This is a genomic window from Enterobacter cloacae complex sp. 402C9 (assembly GCF_050030745.1).
GTDB lineage: Bacteria > Pseudomonadota > Gammaproteobacteria > Enterobacterales > Enterobacteriaceae > Enterobacter > Enterobacter intestinihominis.
Map to the genome: position 1 here is coordinate 166,647 of NZ_JBLGUW010000002.1, position 20,185 is coordinate 186,831.

The following is a 20,185-nucleotide window of genomic DNA, read 5'->3' on the forward strand; positions in this document are numbered from 1 at the left end:
GCAGGAGTTTTCGTCCTTCAGTCAACAAATGCACTACCTTTTTTGAGTCTCCACTTTCCAGAGCAGAAAACACGTTACCGATTCTACCAACAGCTTGTATCTGAGTGATAACCCCAGTCTTGTAATCATCTAGGATCCCTGACAGGAAAGCGTTCAGTTTTGTCTGTTCGCTTAGCGAAAGCATGTAGGACATTTTTTCTCCATTTTAAGCAGGTGTGTCAGTTGAAAGAGGTTTGCGTGATTCTGGAAAATGAGGCAGCACCATAGTTTCAGATGCTGTGGTCGCATCCCAGTGCCACCATCCATAAGGCCCATATTCACGGTTGTAATAATCTTTTTTGAGTTGCTTTCGGGCCAGATAAGCAGGAGTGGCCATACCAAATACTTCCATCGGGAACGGCTTATCGCTTTTTGTGTCGAGCAGGTAGAAGTCAGGGAACACCTCACTAATACTCGCATCATAACGCATGGGCTTAACGTACTGCCGGTGCTCTGCATCCAGCTTTTCTGCAACAACCGCCTCATAGGAGGAGTCCAGAGGTATCCAGTTCTCGCTAACGTGCATCAGCACAATTTGATGAGCTCTTACAGAAGGGCCTCTGCCGGTTACCGCAGCTGGTGACGTCAACGCAAAGACAACTATTTTCGCCCCGGATTTCCATGCTGCGTACTCCGATGAAAATCGTTTCTTTACGCTATCCCAATGGACTTCTGAATTGAAAAAAATCAGCGGTAGCCCCCCAAAATTCCGCAGGGGTAAAAATTTAAGTGGCTTCTCATGCTTTTCAGCATCGTAGCGAGGTAAAACTGACAGGAGCATGAGACGTTTATCACTCATCGCCTGTGATGAAAGACGCTGAATTTGCGACTGAGCGACAGGTTGTTTCGGGTCAGGTACACCAATGAATAAATGGTCACCTATGCAGGCTCTGCCGGTACGAATTTGTTTAGCGGTTTCAAGCAGACGATACCGTACCAGTGAATCGTTACGTTTCCCTGCCATTTTCGGGTACCAGACATTCAGACCAGACTCTGTCCACAAAAGACTAAGCAAGCCCAGGAGGGTCATTGAGGCCTGACCTCCTTCTGGTCGCTGAACATGGGGCAGGGGAGGCACTTCTGATTTTTCAGGAGGATCTTTCTCTGTCATACCGATACCGAGCCTTACAGCCATATCACCTTCGGTTGTAATCCGGACCACACCACTCGCATATCCTTTCAGGCCGGTATGCCGGGCATCAAGGGAGAAGAATACACAGGAAGGATCATGCTCAATGCCCGTGTTAGCGGCTTTGACGAGAATAAAGGCATCACCGTTCGGTAAAGCACGAACATAAAGTCGCTTTTCTCCTTTTCCACGACATCCGCAGGTGATGACTGATTTTTGACCTGAGGTGTGGTGTGCCTTTTTAAGAGCCGACTGCCACCCTTTAGCAAACTCATCCTGCGTTTGAAAGTCAGGTGAATACCTTTTGACGTTTGGATCGTCGTCGTAAGCAATCATCACTGCGAATTTTTGGCTCATAGTAGTCTCCTAAACAGGAAGTTTAATATCCCAACCAGAGCAACACTTCCTGAGCGTCATACTGTTCCTTTACGCCCATGTCGCTAAAGAATTCTTCGAAATCTGTTTCGGGAACGCAATGCCTGGACAGTTCTTGTAATGCTCGTTCTTTAGATACCGTCTCACCTTCAGCTGATTCGAAATACGTCATGGTTGACCTCTGACATTATTACAACAATCTTAAGCATTTAAATTGATGAAGGAGCTCAGGTCAGCTGACTTCGTCGTAAAACTGCCGCAAGCGCTGGGAGGCTGCAAATTCAATTCGTGACTTCAGCAGTTTGGCGACGGCCGCAAAGACATCAACGACCACGGAGTTCCCAAACTGTCTGTAAGCCTGTGTATTGGACACAGGGATACGGAAAACACTTTCCCCGGGTTTATCGAAGCCCATTAGCCTGCTGCATTCACGTGGCGTTAGCATGCGTGGCCGACGGTCCATGTTGTATGTGTTATGGAAATCAGTTTCTCCCAGTTCATGAGACCAGCCCCGATCAATAAGAATTTCAGATCCGTCTTTCATATAGCGGCTTGAGAGGGTTCTGGTGACACTATTAACATTGGAAGGATCTACTAGTCCAAAACCAAAACCATTGCCTTTTGCCGCATGTTTCTTTGCATAGTTGTATAAGTACTCCCAGAGTTTAGGGGAGAGGATGTATTTACTATCTACGCTCGGATCCAGTAAATCTGAGAGAGAAGGGCGCTTGTCCGGATAAAAGTCTTTAATGTCTCTCAGAGTAAAACCGTCTTTCAGACGTAGGTCGCGGCGAAAACCAATAAGGACGATACGTTCACGGTGCTGGGGTCGGAAATGACGGCCATCGATGACTTTAGGATCATCCGCGCCCGTGCTTTCGCTGTTTGCGACGTCGTAGCCAAGCTCATCGAGCGTTTTCATGATGATGTTAAAGGTATTACCCTTATCGTGACTCTTCAGATTTTTTACGTTTTCCAGAACAAAAATTGCAGGTTGTTTTGCCCGGATGATCCTGGCCACATCAAAGAAGAGCGTACCCTGAGTGTCGCACTCGAAACCGTGTTTGCGACCCATAGAGTTCTTTTTACTGACACCGGCGATGCTGAATGGCTGGCATGGAAATCCCGCAAGAAGAACATCATGATCCGGGATAGAGGCATCGATAAATTTGTATGCCTCGTCATCAGTAACCTCGGGCCGGTTGCTAAGAGTGATGTCACGGATGTCTGAATTGAAGCGGTGCTCGTTCTCATCGCAATACCAGTTCGCCCGGTAAGTACGGCTGGAATAAGTATTCCATTCGCTCGTGAAAAGACATTTACCACCGATGGCATCAAATCCGCTTCGCAGTCCACCTATCCCTGCAAACAGATCGATAAAGCTAAAGTGCCTGTCCTCATAATCAGCAGGTCGTGAAGGTATTAAAGTCTGTAGATAGCGTCCATCTGCGATACTCAGCTCACAATGCTCAGGTATGCATGTAACCTGACGTTTAAGGGATGCACGGGACCAATTACTGCCATTTTCATCATTTAATACCTGAGCCAGATATTTCAGGTCATAAATGGTCGAAGCTGTTAACAAAGTTTTGTGGATCAGAGATGGTGTTTTATCCACATCATTCAGGTCTGTCTCAAGATCATGAGTGTAACGTTTCATCCAAACTCTCTCAGGAATAATATCTTTGAGATAGATTAACACGCTTAATTTGGATTATTTTTTGGTTCAGGTTCTAAATTTATTGTGATTATTCTGCCTTTAAGTTGCAAAAAGATTGGTTTTAAGCCCGCCCATGAAATAATGACTTGTTAAAATACTGCCTGTAAATAGGCTTGTGGATACATGTCTGTACTCAACAAATCAAGGTGAAATGATGTTTTTTTTAACAAAGTTACTTTTGCCCATCATGATTGTTGTATTCCCAGTGGCGTCCTGGGGGAACTCAACAACTTTTGAGGCAAAGGTGGTTAAGATTGTTGACGGTGACACCATAACTGCGTTGGATGCTCAAAACACAACCATCAAAATACGGATGTATGGTATAGACGCTCCTGAATCTAAACAGGCTTTTGGCCAAAAAGCAAAACAGGCCTTAACCACAGCTATAGCAACTAAAATCGTTACCGTGATAGACCATGGTACGGATATCTATGGCCGTATGTTAGGTACCATCTGGTTAGATGGATATGATATCAATGCCTCTATGGTGGACAGTGGATATGCGTGGGTTTATCGGTTCGAAGATAACGCCATTGTCCCTGGCTATATCAAATATGAATCCGCAGCACAAAAGGAGGCAAAAGGGTTATGGGCAGACACCAACCCTGTCCCACCATGGCAGTGGAGACAGGCAAACGAAAAGCCCAGAAAGGTGAAAGGGAAGAAATAACCATGATGAAAGAGCCTCATCCGTTACTTCAGTTGGTACTAAACGATTCCGGTCGTCTAACCATGCCTGTTTATTATAGAGATCAACAGTATTGCCCGACTTGCCTTACAAAGGTGTTGAAGAGTGAGGATGGAAGTTTGGCGCACCTCGGGGAAATAAATCAAAATACATGTAGACCTTCTATTTCAGTAGTTGTGACAAAAGCAATTATTGAAATGTTATGTGACGGGGAAAAAATATTTGTAAATCCAATACGATACCGAGGCCGGGTGCTGGCACCCTCAGTAATTTTTTCTCCCGACACTCACACTTTCAAACCGTTTATAAATACAGACTATCAGCCTGTGGGAGCAAACTGGAAAAGTGAAAAGGGATATAAACTCGGTCTGTTTTATCTCAAAGATCGAGCCAACTCTATCAATAAAGAGGAATTTGATTTCATTGCCGTTATAGACCCTAAGGCAATGCAGAAAGAATTTATTTCGGCCTGGTCTGAGGTTGATGAAAAAAATCCATTGGAAACGCTGAAGCAGATCTTACGATCTAAAAACAACTCTTCTTTATGGGTAAAATGGCCTGGCAAAATTGAGCATGCGCAAAAAGGAAATTGCAACGAAAATTACTGGTTCGATTATCAATCTGATAATCAGGAAGTGAACTGTACGGTCTCTGTTGTAGGTATCGAAGGTAACAGTTCCGGTGAGACAATTTATAGATTGCAAACTTTGCTAAAGCGTAAGCTCAATGAATATCAACTGGTTCGGTCTTTAGGGACTATTATGCTTCTTGATAATACCGGGAATATGATTCCATCAAACCATCCTTATTTTGAAGTCATCTCAAAAGCATGTATAAATGGAGTGCGTGACTTTGTTCGTCAAAACCCGTGGGTAGTCTGACGGTCAACTATAAAGCATAATATAATTAGTAATAACAAGGAACAGACATGAATGAAAACTCAGTAATCTTAATAAGTTTATTTTGGTTTTTTTTTGGATCGAGTGTTGTAGCTGGTTTTATGGATGCATCATTATATTGCTGGATTTTTGCAGCCATAAGCGCATTGTTTCTTCTTTCGGTGATACAAACACCAAAGGAGTTAACGGTATCTATTCTTCTTGCGGTACTTATGGCAAGCTCCGCAGGTGTTTTCATTCTGGCTTATAAAGTCAAAACGAATGTCGTTTCACCAATCTATCTCTTAAAAAAGCCTACTGCATACATGGCTGAAATAGATAACCGAAGGATTCATGGTTACTAAATATTTTGCAATTGCATCATTTGACGGTCCGGGTTTATTTACCCACAGCATCGACTAATTCAAGAGGTTACATATGATAGTTTCAGAAGCAATTTTTTATTCTTCTATTATTTCCTGGGTTCTTTATTGGTGGTTTATTGGAAATATTACTAAAAAGGTAGGGATGCTTGTTGTTCCACTCACGCTTACCTTCGGATGTTACATTTATGCAATTCATTTGGATGATTCCGAACAGCAAACCAATTTACGTTGGGAGCAGATCGGTTTTATTACCTTTATAATTGTGATAATGTGGGCAGGAAAGTTTGTGATGAAAAGACTATCTGAATGATGATCTAATCCACACTTTTCGATATCTTAGAAAAGTAACTTTGTGAGCAAACAGTCATATGACATGCAAAACGCTGATCTCAAAGACAGATGATGGATACACATTTAGCATTTCACCTTACGAAGACGGGTACCGCTTATCAGTCTCGCCTGAAAATCGTCACAATGGTACCCAAAGCTTTGACGGCTGGTTCCCACGTTTTTTTTCCGAACCACAGTATGCCAAATCATCTTTAACTAAGTTTCTCGGTGAGTCCTTAGTATGGGAAGAAGATTCAAGTAATGCTCTATGAGATTACTTATTATAAATTTTTCTATTAATCTCCATGGAGTGATATATGAATTTGGCCTATTTTTTATTTTTGTCTATAACTGTTATGCTTACGAGCTTTATTATTAAATCACTTGTCGTATTGGTAAAGTTCAAATTACTTCGTGATGAACGTCTCGAATATACCAGCAATAAAAATATTGATGAGATGTACGATTTAATGAATGCGAAGGAAGAAATCCTCATAAGGCATCATAAGCAGATGTTGGCATTGCATCTTTCACTATTAATATTCGTTCTATTTATTGCTTACATTTACTAAAAATAATTTTATTCAACATTTCAACAAAGGGTTTTCAATGGAAAGCTTCGAAACTGAACAAATGATTCAATATGCTTTCTACATAAATATCGTAATAACGACTGGTTTGGCATGGTTTTGCTTGCGGTCAGGATTGCATTACAATTTTTTCAGAAAAGCAGAGAGTGCCAGAACAAAAGGGCTGAGTAGTACCTCTACTGAACACGGTCCAGCAATTGTGAGAATAAAGAAGCTACAAGCATTAGTAGATTTTATTAGTAACTGTGCTTTTCTAATCCTTTCAATTGGCACAGCTTATATTTTGTATTTTTGGATCCACAGTTAACTCATACAAGGTAACTTCGGCAAATAACAACTTCTAATGCAGGACTTTAATAACTATAACGGATGCTACATGAAAAACGACAGTTTAATTACGCGGTATAAAATACTTAAAGGCGAACGCGATGAGTCTATCTTCACCATAATAATCGCGCTAGTAGTAAAGCTGGGGCTGGTAGCCCTGGCATTCTATCTGTTGCTTGGTTCCACGATTGATTGGTCAAGCTGGAAAACCTATGCCGCCATGTTGATCTTTGGAGCATTTCTCTAAAAGGATGACCACGGCAATACCAGGTCAGACAACAAGGTCGTTAGCATGATCGTTGGAAGCAACGGAAGCACCTTGAAAAAGGTCGGCAGCACTATAAAATCCATCAGCAATGCACACAAATAAACTACTGGTATCTTAAAATGAAAGTGAAAGAGTTGATCGCCATGCTGAACGAAAGAGACCCTGAGGCAATTGTTCTGATTTCCGGCTATGAAACGATCGGCGGCACGGAAGTCGCAGAAGCTGATTTGCTCATTGATATGCAGTCAATATGCTTAGAACAGGCTGATAATCTCACAGGAAACCGTAAAGTTGTTTCTTCCGGTGGTGAAGATTCAGTTTGGTTAGGCTGGAAAGATGATTACCGTACAAAGGTGTTTTTAGAAGATGCCCAAATTCCTGATCAAGATGAATGACGGTCAGCGTTGGCTTCAAAGGCAATCTATCAGTACGTGAAACGTAAATGTTAAAAAATAACCACATATGAATCAATAACTTATGTCAAAGCTAAGTAGAGATGTCCGGGGTGGGGCAAAGTTCAAATGTCCTTTGATAATATTGAATTCCTGGATAAAAATCGCATCTTAACCTCTTCGTTTGAGTACCTTGTTGGGTTGACCCCGTATTCGCTTTATTTGTAGTATTGGGCTGCTTTGAAGTGTTTCATGTTCAAACGCGACGTGTTCTGTAAGTTCTTCCTGACAACAGAGCCGACAATATATACACATCCGCTATGGAGAATCTGACAACCGCTATGCGTATTACGCCACCCTGAGTTTTTCCTTCCTCTGTCGTACTGAGCAAGCCTCAGCACGCACTCAATAACATCCCGTCTGCGGATGTGCTTTACCGTACGTAAAAATGTAGCCCTCCAGGGCTGACTGTATCTAAAAACTGAGAAATTACTATGTTGCTGTCCTCGACGCGTAAGGACTGGCTGGGTAACGTCCGTGGTGACGTTCTGGCCGGTATTGTTGTCGCGCTCGCACTCATTCCAGAAGCGATCGCCTTTTCCATTATCGCCGGTGTTGATCCCCAGGTGGGCCTCTACTCGGCGTTCTGTATTCCTCTCGTTATGGCCTTCTTTGGCGGACGTCCGGCGATGATTTCGTCCTCCACCGGTGCAATGGCTCTCCTGATGGTGACGCTGGTGAAAGATCATGGCTTACAGTATTTACTGGCTGCCTCCATACTGACCGGGGTATTCCAGCTGATAGCCGGATATCTGAAGCTTGGCGGGCTGATGCGTTTTGTTTCACGCTCAGTGGTCACGGGGTTTGTTAATGCACTGGCAATACTGATTTTTATGGCCCAGTTGCCTGAGCTGACCAATGTGACATGGCATGTTTATGCCATGACTGCGGCAGGGCTGGGGATCATCTATCTCTTCCCTTATATCAACAAAACCATTCCTTCACCGCTTGTGTGCATCGTGGTGCTGACTGGGATTGCCATGTGGCTGCATCTGGATGTGCGAACCGTCGGGGATATGGGGAAACTTCCCGACAGTCTGCCGGTCTTCCTGCTCCCGGACGTGCCTTTAAATCTTCAGACGCTGCTCATCATCCTGCCATATTCTGCGGGGCTTGCGGTGGTTGGCCTGCTTGAGTCGATGATGACCGCCACTATCGTGGATGACATGACCGACACGCCAAGCGACAAAAACAGGGAGTGCAAAGCTCAGGGCATCGCGAACATCTGCACATCCTTTATCGGAGGAATGGCAGGCTGCGCGATGATTGGGCAATCTGTTATCAACGTAAAATCCGGTGGACGCGGACGACTTTCAACCCTCACGGCGGGCGTGGTGCTGCTTTGCCTGATTGTGTTCCTGCGCAACTGGGTCTCCCAAATTCCGATGGCAGCGCTGGTCGCGGTGATGATTATGGTTTCCATCGGGACATTCTCCTGGCGCTCCATTGCCAACCTGCGGACACACCCCCTTTCAACCAGCGTGGTCATGCTTGCCACCGTCGCGGTTGTGGTGGCAACACATAATCTGGCCTTCGGTGTGCTGACCGGTGTACTGATTGCTTCGCTCAATTTTGCCACTAAAGTATCCCGGTTCATGCGTGTAACCTCAGTTCTGGAGGGGACGAGCCGGACGTATACCGTCACCGGCCAGGTATTCTTTGCATCAGCAGACCGCTTTACGAGCCACTTTGATTTCCGTGAAGCGATTGAGAATGTGGTGATAGACGTTTCACATGCCCATTTCTGGGACATCACGTCCGTCAGCGCCCTGGATAAGGTGGTCATTAAGTTCCGTAGAGAGGGCGCCGGGGTTGAAATACGTGGGATGAATGAAGCCACCCGCACCATCGTTGACCGGTTTGGTGTTCACGATAAACCTGAAGAAGTCGAAAAACTGATGGGCGGTCATTAACAGACTGGAGGGAAAACTATGAATAATACTGTTACAGCCTGTGTGGACGGTTCACTTTCAACGCGGTCAGTGTGTGAATATGCGGCGTGGGCAGCCCGCACTTTGCAATCACAGCTAGCACTGTTGCACGTTATCGAAAAAGACAGCACCCCGGTAGTGTCAGACCTGACCGGCACTCTCGGCATAGACAGTCAGCAATTGCTGACCGATGAGCTGGTAGAAATTGAAGGGCAACGTAATCGCCTGCTGATGGCCCAGGGGAAAGCAATACTGGAAAGTTGTGCTGAACTGCTTCAAAAACAGGGAAGCCCGGATGTGCTTTTGATGCAAAAACACGGTACACCGGATGAAGTTCTGGCAGAGCTGAGCGACCTTCGTCTCATGGTGCTGGGGCGTCGGGGTAGCCAGCATCCGGTAGGCTCTCATCTGGAAAGCGTTATTCGTCTGCAAAAGAAACCCCTACTGGTTGTTCCGGAGAACTACTCAGTGCCTTCCAGAGTCATGCTGGCTTATGATGGCAGTGAAGAAAGCAGGAGTAACCTGGAACGTCTGACGATGAGTCCCTTACTCAGGGGGCTGGAGTGCCACCTTGTCATGGTAAACGGTAAGAAGGAAGAGCTGCTGACCGCACAGCAAATTTTACGTGACGCGGATATAGAAAACAGCACAACACATCTTACCGGGCAATCAGTCGGGGACGCGCTTATTCGTTACGCCGAGGAAAATGCTGTCGATCTGATAGTGATGGGGGCCTACGGTCATTCCAGGTTGCGGCAGTTCTTTATCGGTAGTCATACCTCCGAAATGCTGCAAAAGACGCAACAACCGCTTCTTATCCTCCGTTAGCACTGATTATCTTAAATAAAAAAGGGCGAGTTCTCTCGCCCTTCGTCACAAGAACACGTTTAGTTCAGCCGGTTACCTTTTTCATCAACTACCTTCTCACCGTCCTCTTTCGTGAACGCGCTTTTCTGCGCATCGGGAAGAATATCCAGCACGACTTCAGAAGGGCGGCATAGCCGGGTACCCAGCGGCGTTACCACGATAGGGCGATTGATCAGAACAGGGTGCTGCAACATAAAATCGATTAACTGCTCGTCAGTAAAGCGGTCTTCCGCCAGCCCTAACGCTTCAAAAGGTTCGACATTCTTACGCAGCAGCGCTCGTACCGTGATCCCCATATCCGCAATGAGTTTTACCAGCTCAGCTCGTGATGGTGGGGTTTCAAGATAATGAATAACGGTCGGCTCTGTACCGCTGTTGCGGATCATTTCAAGGGTATTGCGTGACGTGCCGCAGGCCGGGTTGTGATAAATGGTAATGTTGCTCATATCAGTATCTCATTACAAAGTGAAAGACAGACGAAGCGCCAGTGCTGCAAGCGTGACAAACAGCACGGGGATTGTCATGACAATGCCCACCCGGAAGTAATATCCCCAGGTAATTTTGATATTTTTCTGCGACAGAACGTGCAGCCACAGTAACGTTGCCAGACTGCCGATAGGGGTAATTTTTGGCCCCAGGTCGCTGCCGATGACGTTGGCGTAAATCATCGCTTCTTTGATAACACCGGTCGCTGTGCTGCCATCAATCGACAGCGCCCCGACCAGCACGGTCGGCATATTGTTCATCACTGATGACAGGAAGGCCGTCAGGAAGCCCGTACCCAGCGTTGCCGCCCACAATCCCTGCTCTGCCAGCTGATTCAGCAAGGAAGAGAGATAGTGGGTCAGACCGGCATTTCGTAAGCCGTAGACCACCAGGTACATCCCCAGCGAGAAGATAACGATTTGCCAGGGCGCACCACGCAGCACCTTACCGGTGTTAATGGCATGCCCTTTTTTCGCAACAGCAAACAGAAGCAATGCACCAGCGGCTGCGACCAAACTGACCGGTACGCCCAGCGGCTCCAGTCCGAAGAATCCCACCAGAAGCAACACCAGAACCAGCCAGCCGGTTTTAAAGGTATTCACATCACGTATAGCGTCTTTCGGTTCTTTCAACAGAGAAACGTCGTAAACGGCGGGAATGTCCTTACGGAAAAACAGATGCAGCATCACCAGCGTAGCCGCAATCGCGGCCAGGTTAACCGGGACCATCACGGCGGCATATTCTGAGAAACCAAGCTTAAAGAAATCCGCCGAGACGATATTCACCAGGTTTGAGACAATCAGTGGCAGGCTTGCCGTGTCAGCGATAAACCCTGCGGCCATGATAAACGCTAAGGTTGCTCCCCGGCTGAATCCCAGCGCCAGCAGCATCGCGATAACGATAGGTGTCAGGATCAGTGCCGCACCGTCGTTGGCAAACAGTGCCGCAACCATCGCACCAAGCAGGACGATCCAGGTGAAGAGCAGCCGCCCCCGGCCATTCCCCCAACGGGCAACGTGCAGCGCGGCCCATTCAAAGAAGCCGGATTCGTCGAGCAGAAGACTGATGATGATCACGGCGATAAAGGTGGCGGTCGCATTCCACACTATCTGCCAGACCACCGGAATATCCCCCAGATGAACGACGCCAGTCAGCAATGCCAGAATTGCGCCCAGTGAGGCACTCCAGCCAATCCCCAGCCCTCTGGGTTGCCAGATAACCAGGACGAGCGTGAATAAAAAGATAGCACCAGCCAGTAACATCAGAAACTCCATTCACATTTGTTTATTCGGATATATATATCGCCATCAGCAGGAGACAGATGCCACGCTACTGAGCTTGTTGCGTATGTTTTCTCGTTCACAGTTCCAGGCTGTATCAATAATACCCGCAGCCCATGCTGGCATGTGTGGCGACAGTCGGTAATGCACCCATTTTCCTTCGCGACGGTCGATGACCAGCTCGGCTTCACGTAAAAGGGCCATATGGCGAGAAATTTTTGGCTGAGACTCTGCGGTTGCCGCACAGATGTCACAGACGCACATTTCACCGGACTCCCTGAGAAGCATCACGATAGTTGAACGGGTCTCGTCGGCGAGCAGTTTAAAAAGCTGAACAGGCTGTAGCATGCTTAACCTCGTAAAAAAATAACAATACATATGGTATTTCATATGTGATAACTTTTAAAGCATAGCTTATGAAATGGAGATTTTTTATGACCGACTTACCAGCAATCGAACCGGCTTATTTTGATGATGCGCTTGCCAGCAAACTTACGGGCAACAACGAAACCATGCCGCGAATTCTCATCCTGTACGGTTCAGTACGAGAGCGGTCCTACAGTCGTTTTGCAGCGGAAGAGGCCGGGCGGTTGCTGGCAAAGATGGGGGCTGAGGTGAAAATATTTAACCCATCCGGTCTGCCGTTACCCGATGATGCGCCCGAAAGTCACCCCAAAGTGCTTGAACTCCGCGAGCTGGTCAGGTGGTGTGACGGAATGGTCTGGAGTTCTCCGGAAAGACATGGCGCCATGAGCTCGGTGATGAAGGCCCAGATTGACTGGATACCCCTGAGTGAAGGTGCTGTTCGTCCTTCCCAGGGTAAAACGCTGGCCGTCATGCAGGTTTGTGGTGGTTCACAGTCGTTTAACACGGTCAATCAGATGCGGATACTTGGCCGCTGGATGCGGATGTTCACCATCCCCAATCAGTCGTCAGTGCCAAAGGCATGGCAGGAATTTGATGATGAAGGGCGCATGAAACCCTCACCCTGGTATGACAGGATTGTCGACGTTACCGAAGAGTTGTTCAAAATGACGTTACTCCTGAAAGGGCACACAGCCTACCTGTCCGACCGCTACAGCGAAAGGAAAGAGAGTCATCAGGAGCTCGCGGCACGGGTCAATCAGGCCAAAATCTGACAGCCAGGCATGCCCGGATGGATTACCGGGCTTTAAATCGGTTTCTTCCCAAATATCTCTTCAGAGCGTGACTGAAGTTTCACCAGGGCATTGAACATATCGTCCTGATCCAGGGAACGCTGGGATTTCTTCGTCGTGGGAGCTTTACGCCTGCGAGAAGGGCCGTCTCCGGATGGTACGGATTGCGACCGGTTATTATCCCGCTCGGCCTGGACCAGCTGCGCCATTTCCAGGGCCCGCCCCAGACGTTTGTTATCCACAATGGCCCCCTGATCGATTTCAGAAAGCTTGTCATAGGTGGAGTAGGGAAGTGATACGCCATTAAGCCGGAGCTCTTTATGTCCATCCGGGTAATGCCAGACATCGATGTATTTACCAATCGCCCGACGACTGAATTCGCTGTCTTCAATCAGATAAAGGACTTTGTCGTATTGCACTGTGAGTGATTTCGACACTTTACGAGCTTCACGCCAGTTAAATACCATATCAAGATCGTCATCGACATCCAGTTCCCGATGAACATCAAACGCCTGGCGAGGCGCTTTTGCGAAACGACGGTTGTAATCGTTCATGAACTCTTCGGCAAATGCGTTCGCAGCTTCCATGGAACTGATGCCCTGGAGCCTGAGCTCCTTGACCAGTCGGTCCTGAAGCGTCAGGTGCGCCCGTTCAACGCGGCCTTTGGCAGCACTGGTTTCTGCACAAATGGTCTGAATGTTCAGTTCATGCATCGCACGGCCAAACTGGGTATCGCCGTCGCCGCCGGTTGCATTTTTATTGTTGATCCTGAATACGCTGGCTTTGTCGCTGTACAGCGCAAGCGGTTTGCCATGTTTTTCAATATAGCCCCGGGTCGCTTCAAAATAGGTGAAAGTAGACTCAGATTTCACGAAAAGAAGCTGCATTAAACGACTGGTTGCGTCATCAACGTAAACCAGTGCCGTACACTTAGGTCCCCGATTTTCAAACCAGTGGTGGTCGCAGCCGTCGATTTGTATGAGTTCACCGGCACAGGCACGGCGGTAACGAGGTTGCTGAATTTTTGGCGCACGTTGCTTACGTGGGACCCACAGACTGGCCTGAGTCATCAGCTTACGGACGGTTTCTTTGGAAAGATGAACACCGTGCACCTCAGACAGTTTTTCACAGGCCAGCGTCGGACCGAAATCGTTATAGCGTTCGCGAATAATGTTCAGCGCGTATGCGGCCAGTCCCTGAGGCAACTGGTTGTTACTGGATTTACCACGACGGCGGCTGGTCATGCCAATCGGACCATCTTCACGATAACGCGCAAGCAGACGACGGCACTGACGGTCGGAGATACCAAGCCGCTGAGCTGCCATTTGTGTTGTCAGACGCCGGTCGATGACATCCTGAATGATTTTGAGTCGGTTAACTTCATCCAATGTGAAAAACTCCGCTGCGAGAGCCGTCATGGTAATCCTTACTTGATTATACACGCCGGACATCTTAACTTAGCCATTATCGGACATTACAACTTTGCTACTACAACTTATGTCAAAGCAAGTTTAAAATGTCACCTCTTTGTGCAAGATAGAAAGGGCACTTTCAGCCTATGTAATCATATTAATGTGACTGCTGCGTTATCCCACTCAACCAATTAATAAAGCAAAAGTTAAATATGAAAGACTGGAATAAAAATATAACGAAAACATCTTAATATGGAAATATCTGTGTCAACGGGATCTTTAGTTATTGAATATCTGGTTCTAAATAGGTTCTACATTCAACGGGAAGGGAAACCAAATATCTATATGTTTTTTATAAATACCATTACGTGGCAAACAACAATCTGCATATTTTTTTAAAGAATCTCCACATGGACAAATATTTTCTGGCGATAATACTCCATCATGTTCTTTCGCCTTAAATCTCCAGGTCGTAATATTGAAAATTTGATGTGGGGATTGTATGTATTTGACAACACTAATTAAAGTTGAATAGTTATAATGATCACCATCATTGGAGAAAAAAACACTACATTTGTTAACGGGATTACTAACTATGTCATAAGTAATTAATTCAAAATCGATCACTTCATCAAAGCAAAGAACTCCATTATAAAGTTTATTTTTAACATGACCACAATCATTAATAAAACTACGGGTTGTATTACATACTGAACATTTCACTTCTTTTATTATTTCACGAGAACTACCGAAGATTTTATATGGGAATAACGCCTGCCAATTACATACCATTCTCGCTAAGAAGTTAACACCATAGAAATTAACCTCAGGCAGAAACTCATTATTTTCTTTAATATGTATTAAATCTATTTCTATCCTTTCAAGTTCTACCCATGCTTCATAAAAATCACCTCTTGTAAGTAAATTAATGACTTGAATATATTTTAAATGGGCTAGTAAAATTGTTTTGTATAAAAACAATCTGTTTGATTCATTATTCAAGCTCAAGGATTGAGCTTTTTTTAACTCAGCATTAAGATAATCAAGAATAGCACTATCTTCTTGAGTAATACACATCCAACGCTTTAACTTTTCGTGAATATTCATAATATCTATATAGATTTTTATTTGATTTTGTTAATTACTTTTAAAACATCGTCTACTTTTCCAGAAACAGTGTATTTCACATGTTTTCCTGATTTATTTTTTTTAATTATAGAGACTTTAACGTCTATATCTCTAGTTCCAAAGTTATCAATTTTTTTCTGAATATAATTTGAAACAAGATTTACTAAAAAAGGTATCATTACTGATGTGGCAAAGAAAGTGCCTAACGCTAACGTTATACTGTTTAATTGCAGGTACGAAACACCATTAGAATCTCCGTACACTTTAACATTAGAATGTGATTGCTTGGTGAACTGGAAAAAATCCAGTGCATTACCTCCAGTAATTTTTGAACTATCAAAAACGATCGCAATCTCATCATCTTGAGGTTCATATGAAGAAATGATTTTTACCTCTTCATCTTCATCACTCATTTCACTCAAAGTAATGGGGTTCATTCTCAACTCCTTGTTTTATATTTTTACATTCAAATTTTACTATACGACTGGTTAATTGCTCCTGTCCAACACACACCAGAGTTCATATGCTTAGCATACAAGGGACCAATGCCAGTAGCGACAGGCTAGTGTGTCAAAAAACCACATGAAGATCAATCTCCTGCGGAAAATTTGGCCGCAATTAGTTTCATTGTCCTTTCCATGCCTTGATAAACTGTCGCATCTGTAATGTTTAACCTTGCGAGTTCCTTAAGTATTCTAGCTTTGTTTCTGATCACTATTTTTTCTACTTTAAACTCTTGCATAGCATCATCAGGGTTTGAAACTAAATCGGGATAAACAGCATTATTCCCAAATAATAAGAATGCACCTGACTGTGATGACATCCTTTCATTATTATTTCTTCCTTTAACGAAAATTAACCTTTCCAAATCTGATGGTATAATTACATCTTTAAAATAAGGTTTTTCATCTTTAATGTAATGTATGAGTTTTTGACAAGCTTCAGTTTTATTGAAAGCCTCCTTGTCCATTTTACAATCCAGCTGATCTTTCAGTGTTTGACTTAGCATTGATATATTTGATATGCAACTTACTGTATCAGAGTCAAAGAATTTTATACGATCCCTTTTTGTTTTGAAAATAATAACATGTCCATCAACCTCATTTGTATTTTCATTATTACTAATGTCGCAACAAGCGAAATACAGAGCGATTAGTGGATTTGATGTTATATCCAACAAACGAGTTGGTAGTCCGTAGTGTTGCATCCTTACTAACTTGTCTAGCATTGTTTTATCATCAACAAACTCAGTTGGCCTTGCTGTTAGGGCTTCACGGACTAAATTTGATTCACTGTGCAAATGCTTGAAGTTACCTTTTTTGTTTTTCCTGAAAACTGATGGAGCCAACTCGTAAGATACATCAGAATGTCCACGATAAAATATTTCTGCATCTTCTTCATGATCTTGTTCTAAAACACGCGCCATGAAACTTTGAACATTATCTATTATTGGGTAGTTATCAACTTCATCAGGAAGTGCTTCAGTAGGAGGAAGTGGTGTACTTCTTGTCGTTATATTTAGAAGTGCTAATGTTTGATTTAAATCACGTGCTTTTATTCCCCAGTGAGTCCGTTTCAGCCCATATGCACCTAATTCTAAAGCTGTTTGATATAACTCTTTGTTTATCACTACGACATCATCTTGTGAGTGAGTGATTCTGAAATCAAACTCAACATTTTTGTTAACTGTTCGTAGATTTGAAATTACACCAAGTCGCAAAGTAATGTATTCAACATTGTCTCGGGAATAAAGTTCTGACATAAAAAGCGTAGGTAATTTCTCAATATAAGATAATGCTTTATCATTCAAAGGCGTTAACTTCAACCGGATGTCATCAGAGGTGCCTTCTAACATACGTGATATAGGAAAATCACAACTCCCACTAACCCGTTCATACATGGGCCAATGTTCAAAATAGTCAGGTTCTCCGCCCATAATTAGATTAAACATTAAAACTAAATCCTTATATTTTACTTAATGAATTATTTACAATCCAATCAATTGCGCCAGAGGTGCGAATCCAAGGCTTTATATTATGATTCACATAATAAATGGCTTCATCCATTCCACCTAACGTGATATATCCACTGTTAGACTTGATCTGTAATCTGCACTTCGATAACAAGCCGGGGATGTGTCTATTAGAATCAATCGCAGCTTTAGCGATATCATCGGCATCCGGGGATGACTGTCGGTAGGCGAGTAGGGCGCGTGTATACTGAAAAAACGAACGCATATCCCCAGGATAATCGTCCAGTAGCAAGGCCAGATCATCCACCATTTCAAGCTCAAGGTAATAGTTCGCTAATAAATGACGAATCCCCTGGTTATCGTTCGGGTTGAGCTTCAGCATTTCGCGGCTATGAGCCATAGCCGGATAAAAATTACCAGACTCCCATAAGGCCTCAGCCAAAGCTGCTTTTGCTCTCATATATGGACGTGTTTCGACAAATCCCCAGAAACGTCCTGCGAACTCCTGAAAATCCTCGCCAAGTGCAATGCTGGCTGCGTACAAAGCAGTCTCCAGCTTCCCGATTTTTGACTCAGGAGGTTCTTGAGATATCTCGCAGTAGAATGAGTATGCGTCAGCACAGAGCGGGGATTTCTTGATAGCTTTTCTGATGAGTTTCAGCACAACTTCCAGGTCATCATTTTCCCAGGCATCGAACATGAACTCCTGAGCCGCAACCAGATCTAGATGTAATTGCTCAGAGCTGACAGCAGTTTTATACAAATCAACGCGCTTTGTAGTCGGGAATTTAATCATCTCAAGTATCCTTTTGGGGACTCACTGTTCCGGTACTTTGCAGCACTGATGGTCGATTCTATCGCTTTGAACTTGCCACAAACAAGCTCGGGTCTGCCAGAACGGGATTGATAGCCCGGAGCTGTTCCTGGATGCGCACCTGAGCCTTACGGCTGGGCGATTTTTTGCTTCGTTCCCGTTTGCCTTCGCTTTCCCGCTCATCCTGTTTTACCTGAGCCAGTCGGAGTACAGTCCCGAGACGTTTGTTATCAACAATCTGCCCCTGGTCGACACAGGCCAGCTTATCAAATGCCTGGCACTTAAGGCTCCGGTGCCCATAGAGGAAGGCGAGGGTGCCATCGGGATAATCCAGTACTTTAATTTTTTCACCGGCAAGACGGCTATTTTCTTCTGTGGTGTCCATGAGATAAAGGATCTTATCGTACTGGAAGGTCAGTGATTTCGACACGGTACGAACATCATGCCAGGCAAAGATGTCTCTTAATTCATCGGGGCTTTCCTGCACCGGACGATGCAAATCTTTGGGGAACTTAGCCGGTCGTGAAAACCGGCTGTTAAAGTCAGCGATGAAAGTGGCAAGCCAGGCATTTGCGGCCTCAATGCCGGTTATACCTTCCAGACGCATTTCTTTGATCAGCCGATCCTGAAGTGTCTGATTCGCACGTTCCACGCGGCCTTTAGCTTCAGAGCTGTTGGCACAAATAAGCTCGATTGCCAGGTCATAAAGCACACGTCCGAACTGGGTAACGGTGGTATTGCGTTTCTCCGGACCACTGACGCGAAATATTGCGTGTTTGTCACTGTACAGCGATACCGGCTTCCCATGCTGCTCGATGTATTCCCGGGTTGCCAGCATGTAGTCAAAGGCTGTTTCTGACTCGCTGAACCGCAAATGCATCAGACGCCCGGTGGCATCATCGATAAAGACCAGCAGGCAGCATTTTGGCGCACGGCCTTCAAACCAGTCATGGTGGGAGCCGTCGATCTGGATAAGTTCACCCAGACAATCACGCCGATGTCGGGGTTGATAAACCCGTGACTTACGGCGAGCATGCGGGACCCAGAGTCCGTCAGACGTCATCCAGTTGCGGACGGTCTCGATTGAAAGCCGGATATTATGGCGCTCTCTGAGTTTTTCTGCGGCCAGTGTGGGCCCAAAGTCACTGTAGTTTTCACGTATCAGCGTGAGTACTCGTAGTTTGAGAGATTCGGTCAACCGGCGGTTGCTGGGCTGGCCGCGTTTGCGGCTGACAAGTCCTTCAGCACCAGAAACTCGGTAACGATTGATAAGTCGTTGCGCCTGACGTTCTGAAATGCCAAGCTGTGATGCTGCATCACGACGGCGTAGACGCTTTTCACAAACTGCCTGTATCACCGGTAGGCGGTGGATCTCTTTATCTGACATGGTCACCAACATGCGTTGAGCCCCTTAGAATTGCATTCAGTTTAGCTTACTCTAAGGTGACGTTTCTATCTGGATAAAAAGTGACATTACTAAATGGTTCTAACAACTTAAGTGCGCATAATCAGGATTATGTTAACCCAAAAACGTTTAATTGTAATGGATAGTCGAATTGGGTATACTTTCGGGAAGTACTTCAATTCATAATATACCCATGACTGAACTCGTTGAAAGTAAGCTGTGCCGAAAATGCAAGACTCTGAAGAGCTTGTTAGACTTCGGAATTGACCGTAAAAGTAAGGATGGCCATAAGACTCGCTGCCGCCAGTGCGTAGCTGGCGAAAACCGGTTGTATAAATTGAATAACCGCAATGTAGTCAATGCAGCCAAGAACCGGTATCGTCAACGCCATACCGCCGAAATGGCCGACTATATGCGTTTGTATCGTGCCAGGGTCCGTGGAAGCCAGCTGGCTGACCGCCACCGTCAGCACCTGGAGTTTCACAAAGAAGTGAATATTCAGCTTCAATTTAGGCTCGGAGCCATCATGGCCTCTCAGTTACTTCAGAATG

Annotated in this window: 22 protein-coding genes; 9 read left to right on the plus strand and 13 right to left on the minus strand. The window is 45.1% G+C overall.

What is annotated here, in order from left to right; translation table 11 throughout:
• Nucleotides 1-205: 205 nt before the first annotated feature.
• Genes ACQG1K_RS23480 through ACQG1K_RS23490 form a run of 3 tightly spaced genes read right to left on the minus strand, consistent with a single transcriptional unit; the run spans nt 206 to nt 3,203 of the window.
• Entirely contained in the window at nt 206-1,525 is a 1,320-nt protein-coding gene (locus ACQG1K_RS23480; protein WP_000078514.1) for a DUF1173 family protein, read from the minus strand.
• A gap of 22 nt (nt 1,526-1,547) precedes the next feature.
• A complete protein-coding gene (locus ACQG1K_RS23485) occupies nt 1,548-1,715 on the minus strand; it encodes a hypothetical protein (protein WP_000220758.1) in 168 nt (55 codons plus the stop codon).
• Nucleotides 1,716-1,775: 60 nt separating this feature from the next.
• Nucleotides 1,776-3,203 (minus strand): DNA cytosine methyltransferase, encoded by a 1,428-nt coding sequence (locus tag ACQG1K_RS23490; RefSeq protein WP_000833382.1) that lies wholly within the window; start codon nt 3,201-3,203, stop codon nt 1,776-1,778.
• A gap of 214 nt (nt 3,204-3,417) precedes the next feature.
• On the opposite strand from ACQG1K_RS23490, the gene ACQG1K_RS23495 reads away from it, so the two are divergent.
• The 8 genes from ACQG1K_RS23495 (at nt 3,418) to ACQG1K_RS23530 (ending at nt 9,941) form a co-directional block, all read left to right on the plus strand.
• On the plus strand, nt 3,418-3,933 hold the full coding sequence (locus ACQG1K_RS23495) for a thermonuclease family protein (RefSeq protein ID WP_031942328.1): 516 nt from the start codon (nt 3,418-3,420) through the stop codon (nt 3,931-3,933).
• A 2-nt stretch (nt 3,934-3,935) separates the two neighbouring features.
• Nucleotides 3,936-4,832, plus strand: a complete 897-nt coding sequence (locus ACQG1K_RS23500) for a hypothetical protein (protein WP_000975181.1) — start codon at nt 3,936-3,938, stop codon at nt 4,830-4,832.
• Nucleotides 4,833-4,879: 47 nt separating this feature from the next.
• The gene (locus ACQG1K_RS23505; RefSeq protein WP_001005009.1) at nt 4,880-5,194 is read left to right on the plus strand and encodes a hypothetical protein; all 315 of its coding nucleotides are present in this window, start codon (nt 4,880-4,882) and stop codon (nt 5,192-5,194) included.
• A gap of 73 nt (nt 5,195-5,267) precedes the next feature.
• Nucleotides 5,268-5,525 carry a hypothetical protein gene (locus ACQG1K_RS23510; protein ID WP_000637193.1) on the plus strand — a complete coding sequence of 86 codons (258 nt, stop codon included), beginning with the start codon at nt 5,268-5,270 and terminating at the stop codon, nt 5,523-5,525.
• A gap of 986 nt (nt 5,526-6,511) precedes the next feature.
• Nucleotides 6,512-6,709 carry a hypothetical protein gene (locus ACQG1K_RS23515; RefSeq protein ID WP_001371914.1) on the plus strand — a complete coding sequence of 66 codons (198 nt, stop codon included), beginning with the start codon at nt 6,512-6,514 and terminating at the stop codon, nt 6,707-6,709.
• A gap of 140 nt (nt 6,710-6,849) precedes the next feature.
• Nucleotides 6,850-7,125 carry a hypothetical protein gene (locus ACQG1K_RS23520; RefSeq protein ID WP_000864986.1) on the plus strand — a complete coding sequence of 92 codons (276 nt, stop codon included), beginning with the start codon at nt 6,850-6,852 and terminating at the stop codon, nt 7,123-7,125.
• 491 nt (nt 7,126-7,616) lie between these two features.
• The gene (locus ACQG1K_RS23525; protein WP_000927306.1) at nt 7,617-9,095 is read left to right on the plus strand and encodes a SulP family inorganic anion transporter; all 1,479 of its coding nucleotides are present in this window, start codon (nt 7,617-7,619) and stop codon (nt 9,093-9,095) included.
• Nucleotides 9,096-9,113: 18 nt separating this feature from the next.
• Complete coding sequence (locus ACQG1K_RS23530; RefSeq protein ID WP_001066652.1) at nt 9,114-9,941, plus strand: universal stress protein; 828 nt, start codon at nt 9,114-9,116, stop codon at nt 9,939-9,941.
• Between the two features lie 59 nt (nt 9,942-10,000).
• Here the strand turns inward: ACQG1K_RS23530 and arsC are convergent, their stop codons facing one another.
• From arsC to ACQG1K_RS23545, 3 genes are read right to left on the minus strand one after another with little or no spacing between them, the layout of a single operon-like run.
• Nucleotides 10,001-10,426, minus strand: coding sequence for a glutaredoxin-dependent arsenate reductase (gene arsC, locus ACQG1K_RS23535; RefSeq protein ID WP_000065802.1), 426 nt, complete (start codon nt 10,424-10,426; stop codon nt 10,001-10,003).
• Nucleotides 10,427-10,438: 12 nt separating this feature from the next.
• Nucleotides 10,439-11,728 carry an arsenic transporter gene (locus ACQG1K_RS23540; protein WP_000922628.1) on the minus strand — a complete coding sequence of 430 codons (1,290 nt, stop codon included), beginning with the start codon at nt 11,726-11,728 and terminating at the stop codon, nt 10,439-10,441.
• A gap of 45 nt (nt 11,729-11,773) precedes the next feature.
• Complete coding sequence (locus ACQG1K_RS23545) at nt 11,774-12,094, minus strand: transcriptional regulator (protein WP_000941305.1); 321 nt, start codon at nt 12,092-12,094, stop codon at nt 11,774-11,776.
• 86 nt (nt 12,095-12,180) lie between these two features.
• On the opposite strand from ACQG1K_RS23545, the gene arsH reads away from it, so the two are divergent.
• Nucleotides 12,181-12,885 carry an arsenical resistance protein ArsH gene (arsH, locus tag ACQG1K_RS23550; protein ID WP_000130816.1) on the plus strand — a complete coding sequence of 235 codons (705 nt, stop codon included), beginning with the start codon at nt 12,181-12,183 and terminating at the stop codon, nt 12,883-12,885.
• A 32-nt stretch (nt 12,886-12,917) separates the two neighbouring features.
• Here the strand turns inward: arsH and ACQG1K_RS23555 are convergent, their stop codons facing one another.
• The 7 genes from ACQG1K_RS23555 to ACQG1K_RS23585 form a co-directional block, all read right to left on the minus strand.
• Complete coding sequence (locus ACQG1K_RS23555) at nt 12,918-14,321, minus strand: ISNCY family transposase (RefSeq protein ID WP_000125668.1); 1,404 nt, start codon at nt 14,319-14,321, stop codon at nt 12,918-12,920.
• Nucleotides 14,322-14,615: 294 nt separating this feature from the next.
• On the minus strand, nt 14,616-15,422 hold the full coding sequence (locus ACQG1K_RS23560; RefSeq protein ID WP_016239971.1) for a hypothetical protein: 807 nt from the start codon (nt 15,420-15,422) through the stop codon (nt 14,616-14,618).
• A gap of 17 nt (nt 15,423-15,439) precedes the next feature.
• Nucleotides 15,440-15,880: a hypothetical protein gene (locus tag ACQG1K_RS23565; protein WP_016239970.1), complete on the minus strand. Its 441-nt coding sequence runs from the start codon at nt 15,878-15,880 to the stop codon at nt 15,440-15,442.
• A gap of 152 nt (nt 15,881-16,032) precedes the next feature.
• A complete protein-coding gene (locus ACQG1K_RS23570; protein ID WP_000482601.1) occupies nt 16,033-17,394 on the minus strand; it encodes an FRG domain-containing protein in 1,362 nt (453 codons plus the stop codon).
• Between the two features lie 13 nt (nt 17,395-17,407).
• Nucleotides 17,408-18,211 (minus strand): hypothetical protein, encoded by an 804-nt coding sequence (locus ACQG1K_RS23575; RefSeq protein WP_000589340.1) that lies wholly within the window; start codon nt 18,209-18,211, stop codon nt 17,408-17,410.
• A gap of 58 nt (nt 18,212-18,269) precedes the next feature.
• Nucleotides 18,270-19,616 carry an ISNCY-like element ISLad2 family transposase gene (locus ACQG1K_RS23580; RefSeq protein WP_076611902.1) on the minus strand — a complete coding sequence of 449 codons (1,347 nt, stop codon included), beginning with the start codon at nt 19,614-19,616 and terminating at the stop codon, nt 18,270-18,272.
• A 268-nt stretch (nt 19,617-19,884) separates the two neighbouring features.
• Entirely contained in the window at nt 19,885-20,142 is a 258-nt protein-coding gene (locus tag ACQG1K_RS23585) for a hypothetical protein (RefSeq protein WP_103216141.1), read from the minus strand.
• Between the last annotated feature and the right edge of the window lie 43 nt (nt 20,143-20,185).

Excerpts from the sequence above, each read along its gene's own strand:
- ACQG1K_RS23500 (WP_000975181.1), top strand. The coding sequence starts at position 3,936 with ATGATGAAAGAGCCTCATCCGTTACTTCAGTTGGTACTAAACGATTCC.
- ACQG1K_RS23510 (WP_000637193.1), top strand. The coding sequence starts at position 5,268 with ATGATAGTTTCAGAAGCAATTTTTTATTCTTCTATTATTTCCTGGGTT.
- ACQG1K_RS23565 (WP_016239970.1), bottom strand. The coding sequence starts at position 15,880 with ATGAACCCCATTACTTTGAGTGAAATGAGTGATGAAGATGAAGAGGTA.
- ACQG1K_RS23570 (WP_000482601.1), bottom strand. The coding sequence starts at position 17,394 with ATGTTTAATCTAATTATGGGCGGAGAACCTGACTATTTTGAACATTGG.
- ACQG1K_RS23575 (WP_000589340.1), bottom strand. The coding sequence starts at position 18,211 with ATGATTAAATTCCCGACTACAAAGCGCGTTGATTTGTATAAAACTGCT.
- ACQG1K_RS23490 (WP_000833382.1), bottom strand. The coding sequence starts at position 3,203 with ATGAAACGTTACACTCATGATCTTGAGACAGACCTGAATGATGTGGAT.
- ACQG1K_RS23485 (WP_000220758.1), bottom strand. The coding sequence starts at position 1,715 with ATGACGTATTTCGAATCAGCTGAAGGTGAGACGGTATCTAAAGAACGA.
- ACQG1K_RS23545 (WP_000941305.1), bottom strand. The coding sequence starts at position 12,094 with ATGCTACAGCCTGTTCAGCTTTTTAAACTGCTCGCCGACGAGACCCGT.
- ACQG1K_RS23525 (WP_000927306.1), top strand. The coding sequence starts at position 7,617 with ATGTTGCTGTCCTCGACGCGTAAGGACTGGCTGGGTAACGTCCGTGGT.
- ACQG1K_RS23540 (WP_000922628.1), bottom strand. The coding sequence starts at position 11,728 with ATGTTACTGGCTGGTGCTATCTTTTTATTCACGCTCGTCCTGGTTATC.
- ACQG1K_RS23515 (WP_001371914.1), top strand. The coding sequence starts at position 6,512 with ATGAAAAACGACAGTTTAATTACGCGGTATAAAATACTTAAAGGCGAA.
- ACQG1K_RS23530 (WP_001066652.1), top strand. The coding sequence starts at position 9,114 with ATGAATAATACTGTTACAGCCTGTGTGGACGGTTCACTTTCAACGCGG.
- ACQG1K_RS23560 (WP_016239971.1), bottom strand. The coding sequence starts at position 15,422 with ATGAATATTCACGAAAAGTTAAAGCGTTGGATGTGTATTACTCAAGAA.
- arsH (WP_000130816.1), top strand. The coding sequence starts at position 12,181 with ATGACCGACTTACCAGCAATCGAACCGGCTTATTTTGATGATGCGCTT.
- ACQG1K_RS23555 (WP_000125668.1), bottom strand. The coding sequence starts at position 14,321 with ATGACGGCTCTCGCAGCGGAGTTTTTCACATTGGATGAAGTTAACCGA.
- ACQG1K_RS23495 (WP_031942328.1), top strand. The coding sequence starts at position 3,418 with ATGTTTTTTTTAACAAAGTTACTTTTGCCCATCATGATTGTTGTATTC.
- ACQG1K_RS23505 (WP_001005009.1), top strand. The coding sequence starts at position 4,880 with ATGAATGAAAACTCAGTAATCTTAATAAGTTTATTTTGGTTTTTTTTT.
- ACQG1K_RS23520 (WP_000864986.1), top strand. The coding sequence starts at position 6,850 with ATGAAAGTGAAAGAGTTGATCGCCATGCTGAACGAAAGAGACCCTGAG.
- arsC (WP_000065802.1), bottom strand. The coding sequence starts at position 10,426 with ATGAGCAACATTACCATTTATCACAACCCGGCCTGCGGCACGTCACGC.
- ACQG1K_RS23580 (WP_076611902.1), bottom strand. The coding sequence starts at position 19,616 with ATGTCAGATAAAGAGATCCACCGCCTACCGGTGATACAGGCAGTTTGT.
- ACQG1K_RS23480 (WP_000078514.1), bottom strand. The coding sequence starts at position 1,525 with ATGAGCCAAAAATTCGCAGTGATGATTGCTTACGACGACGATCCAAAC.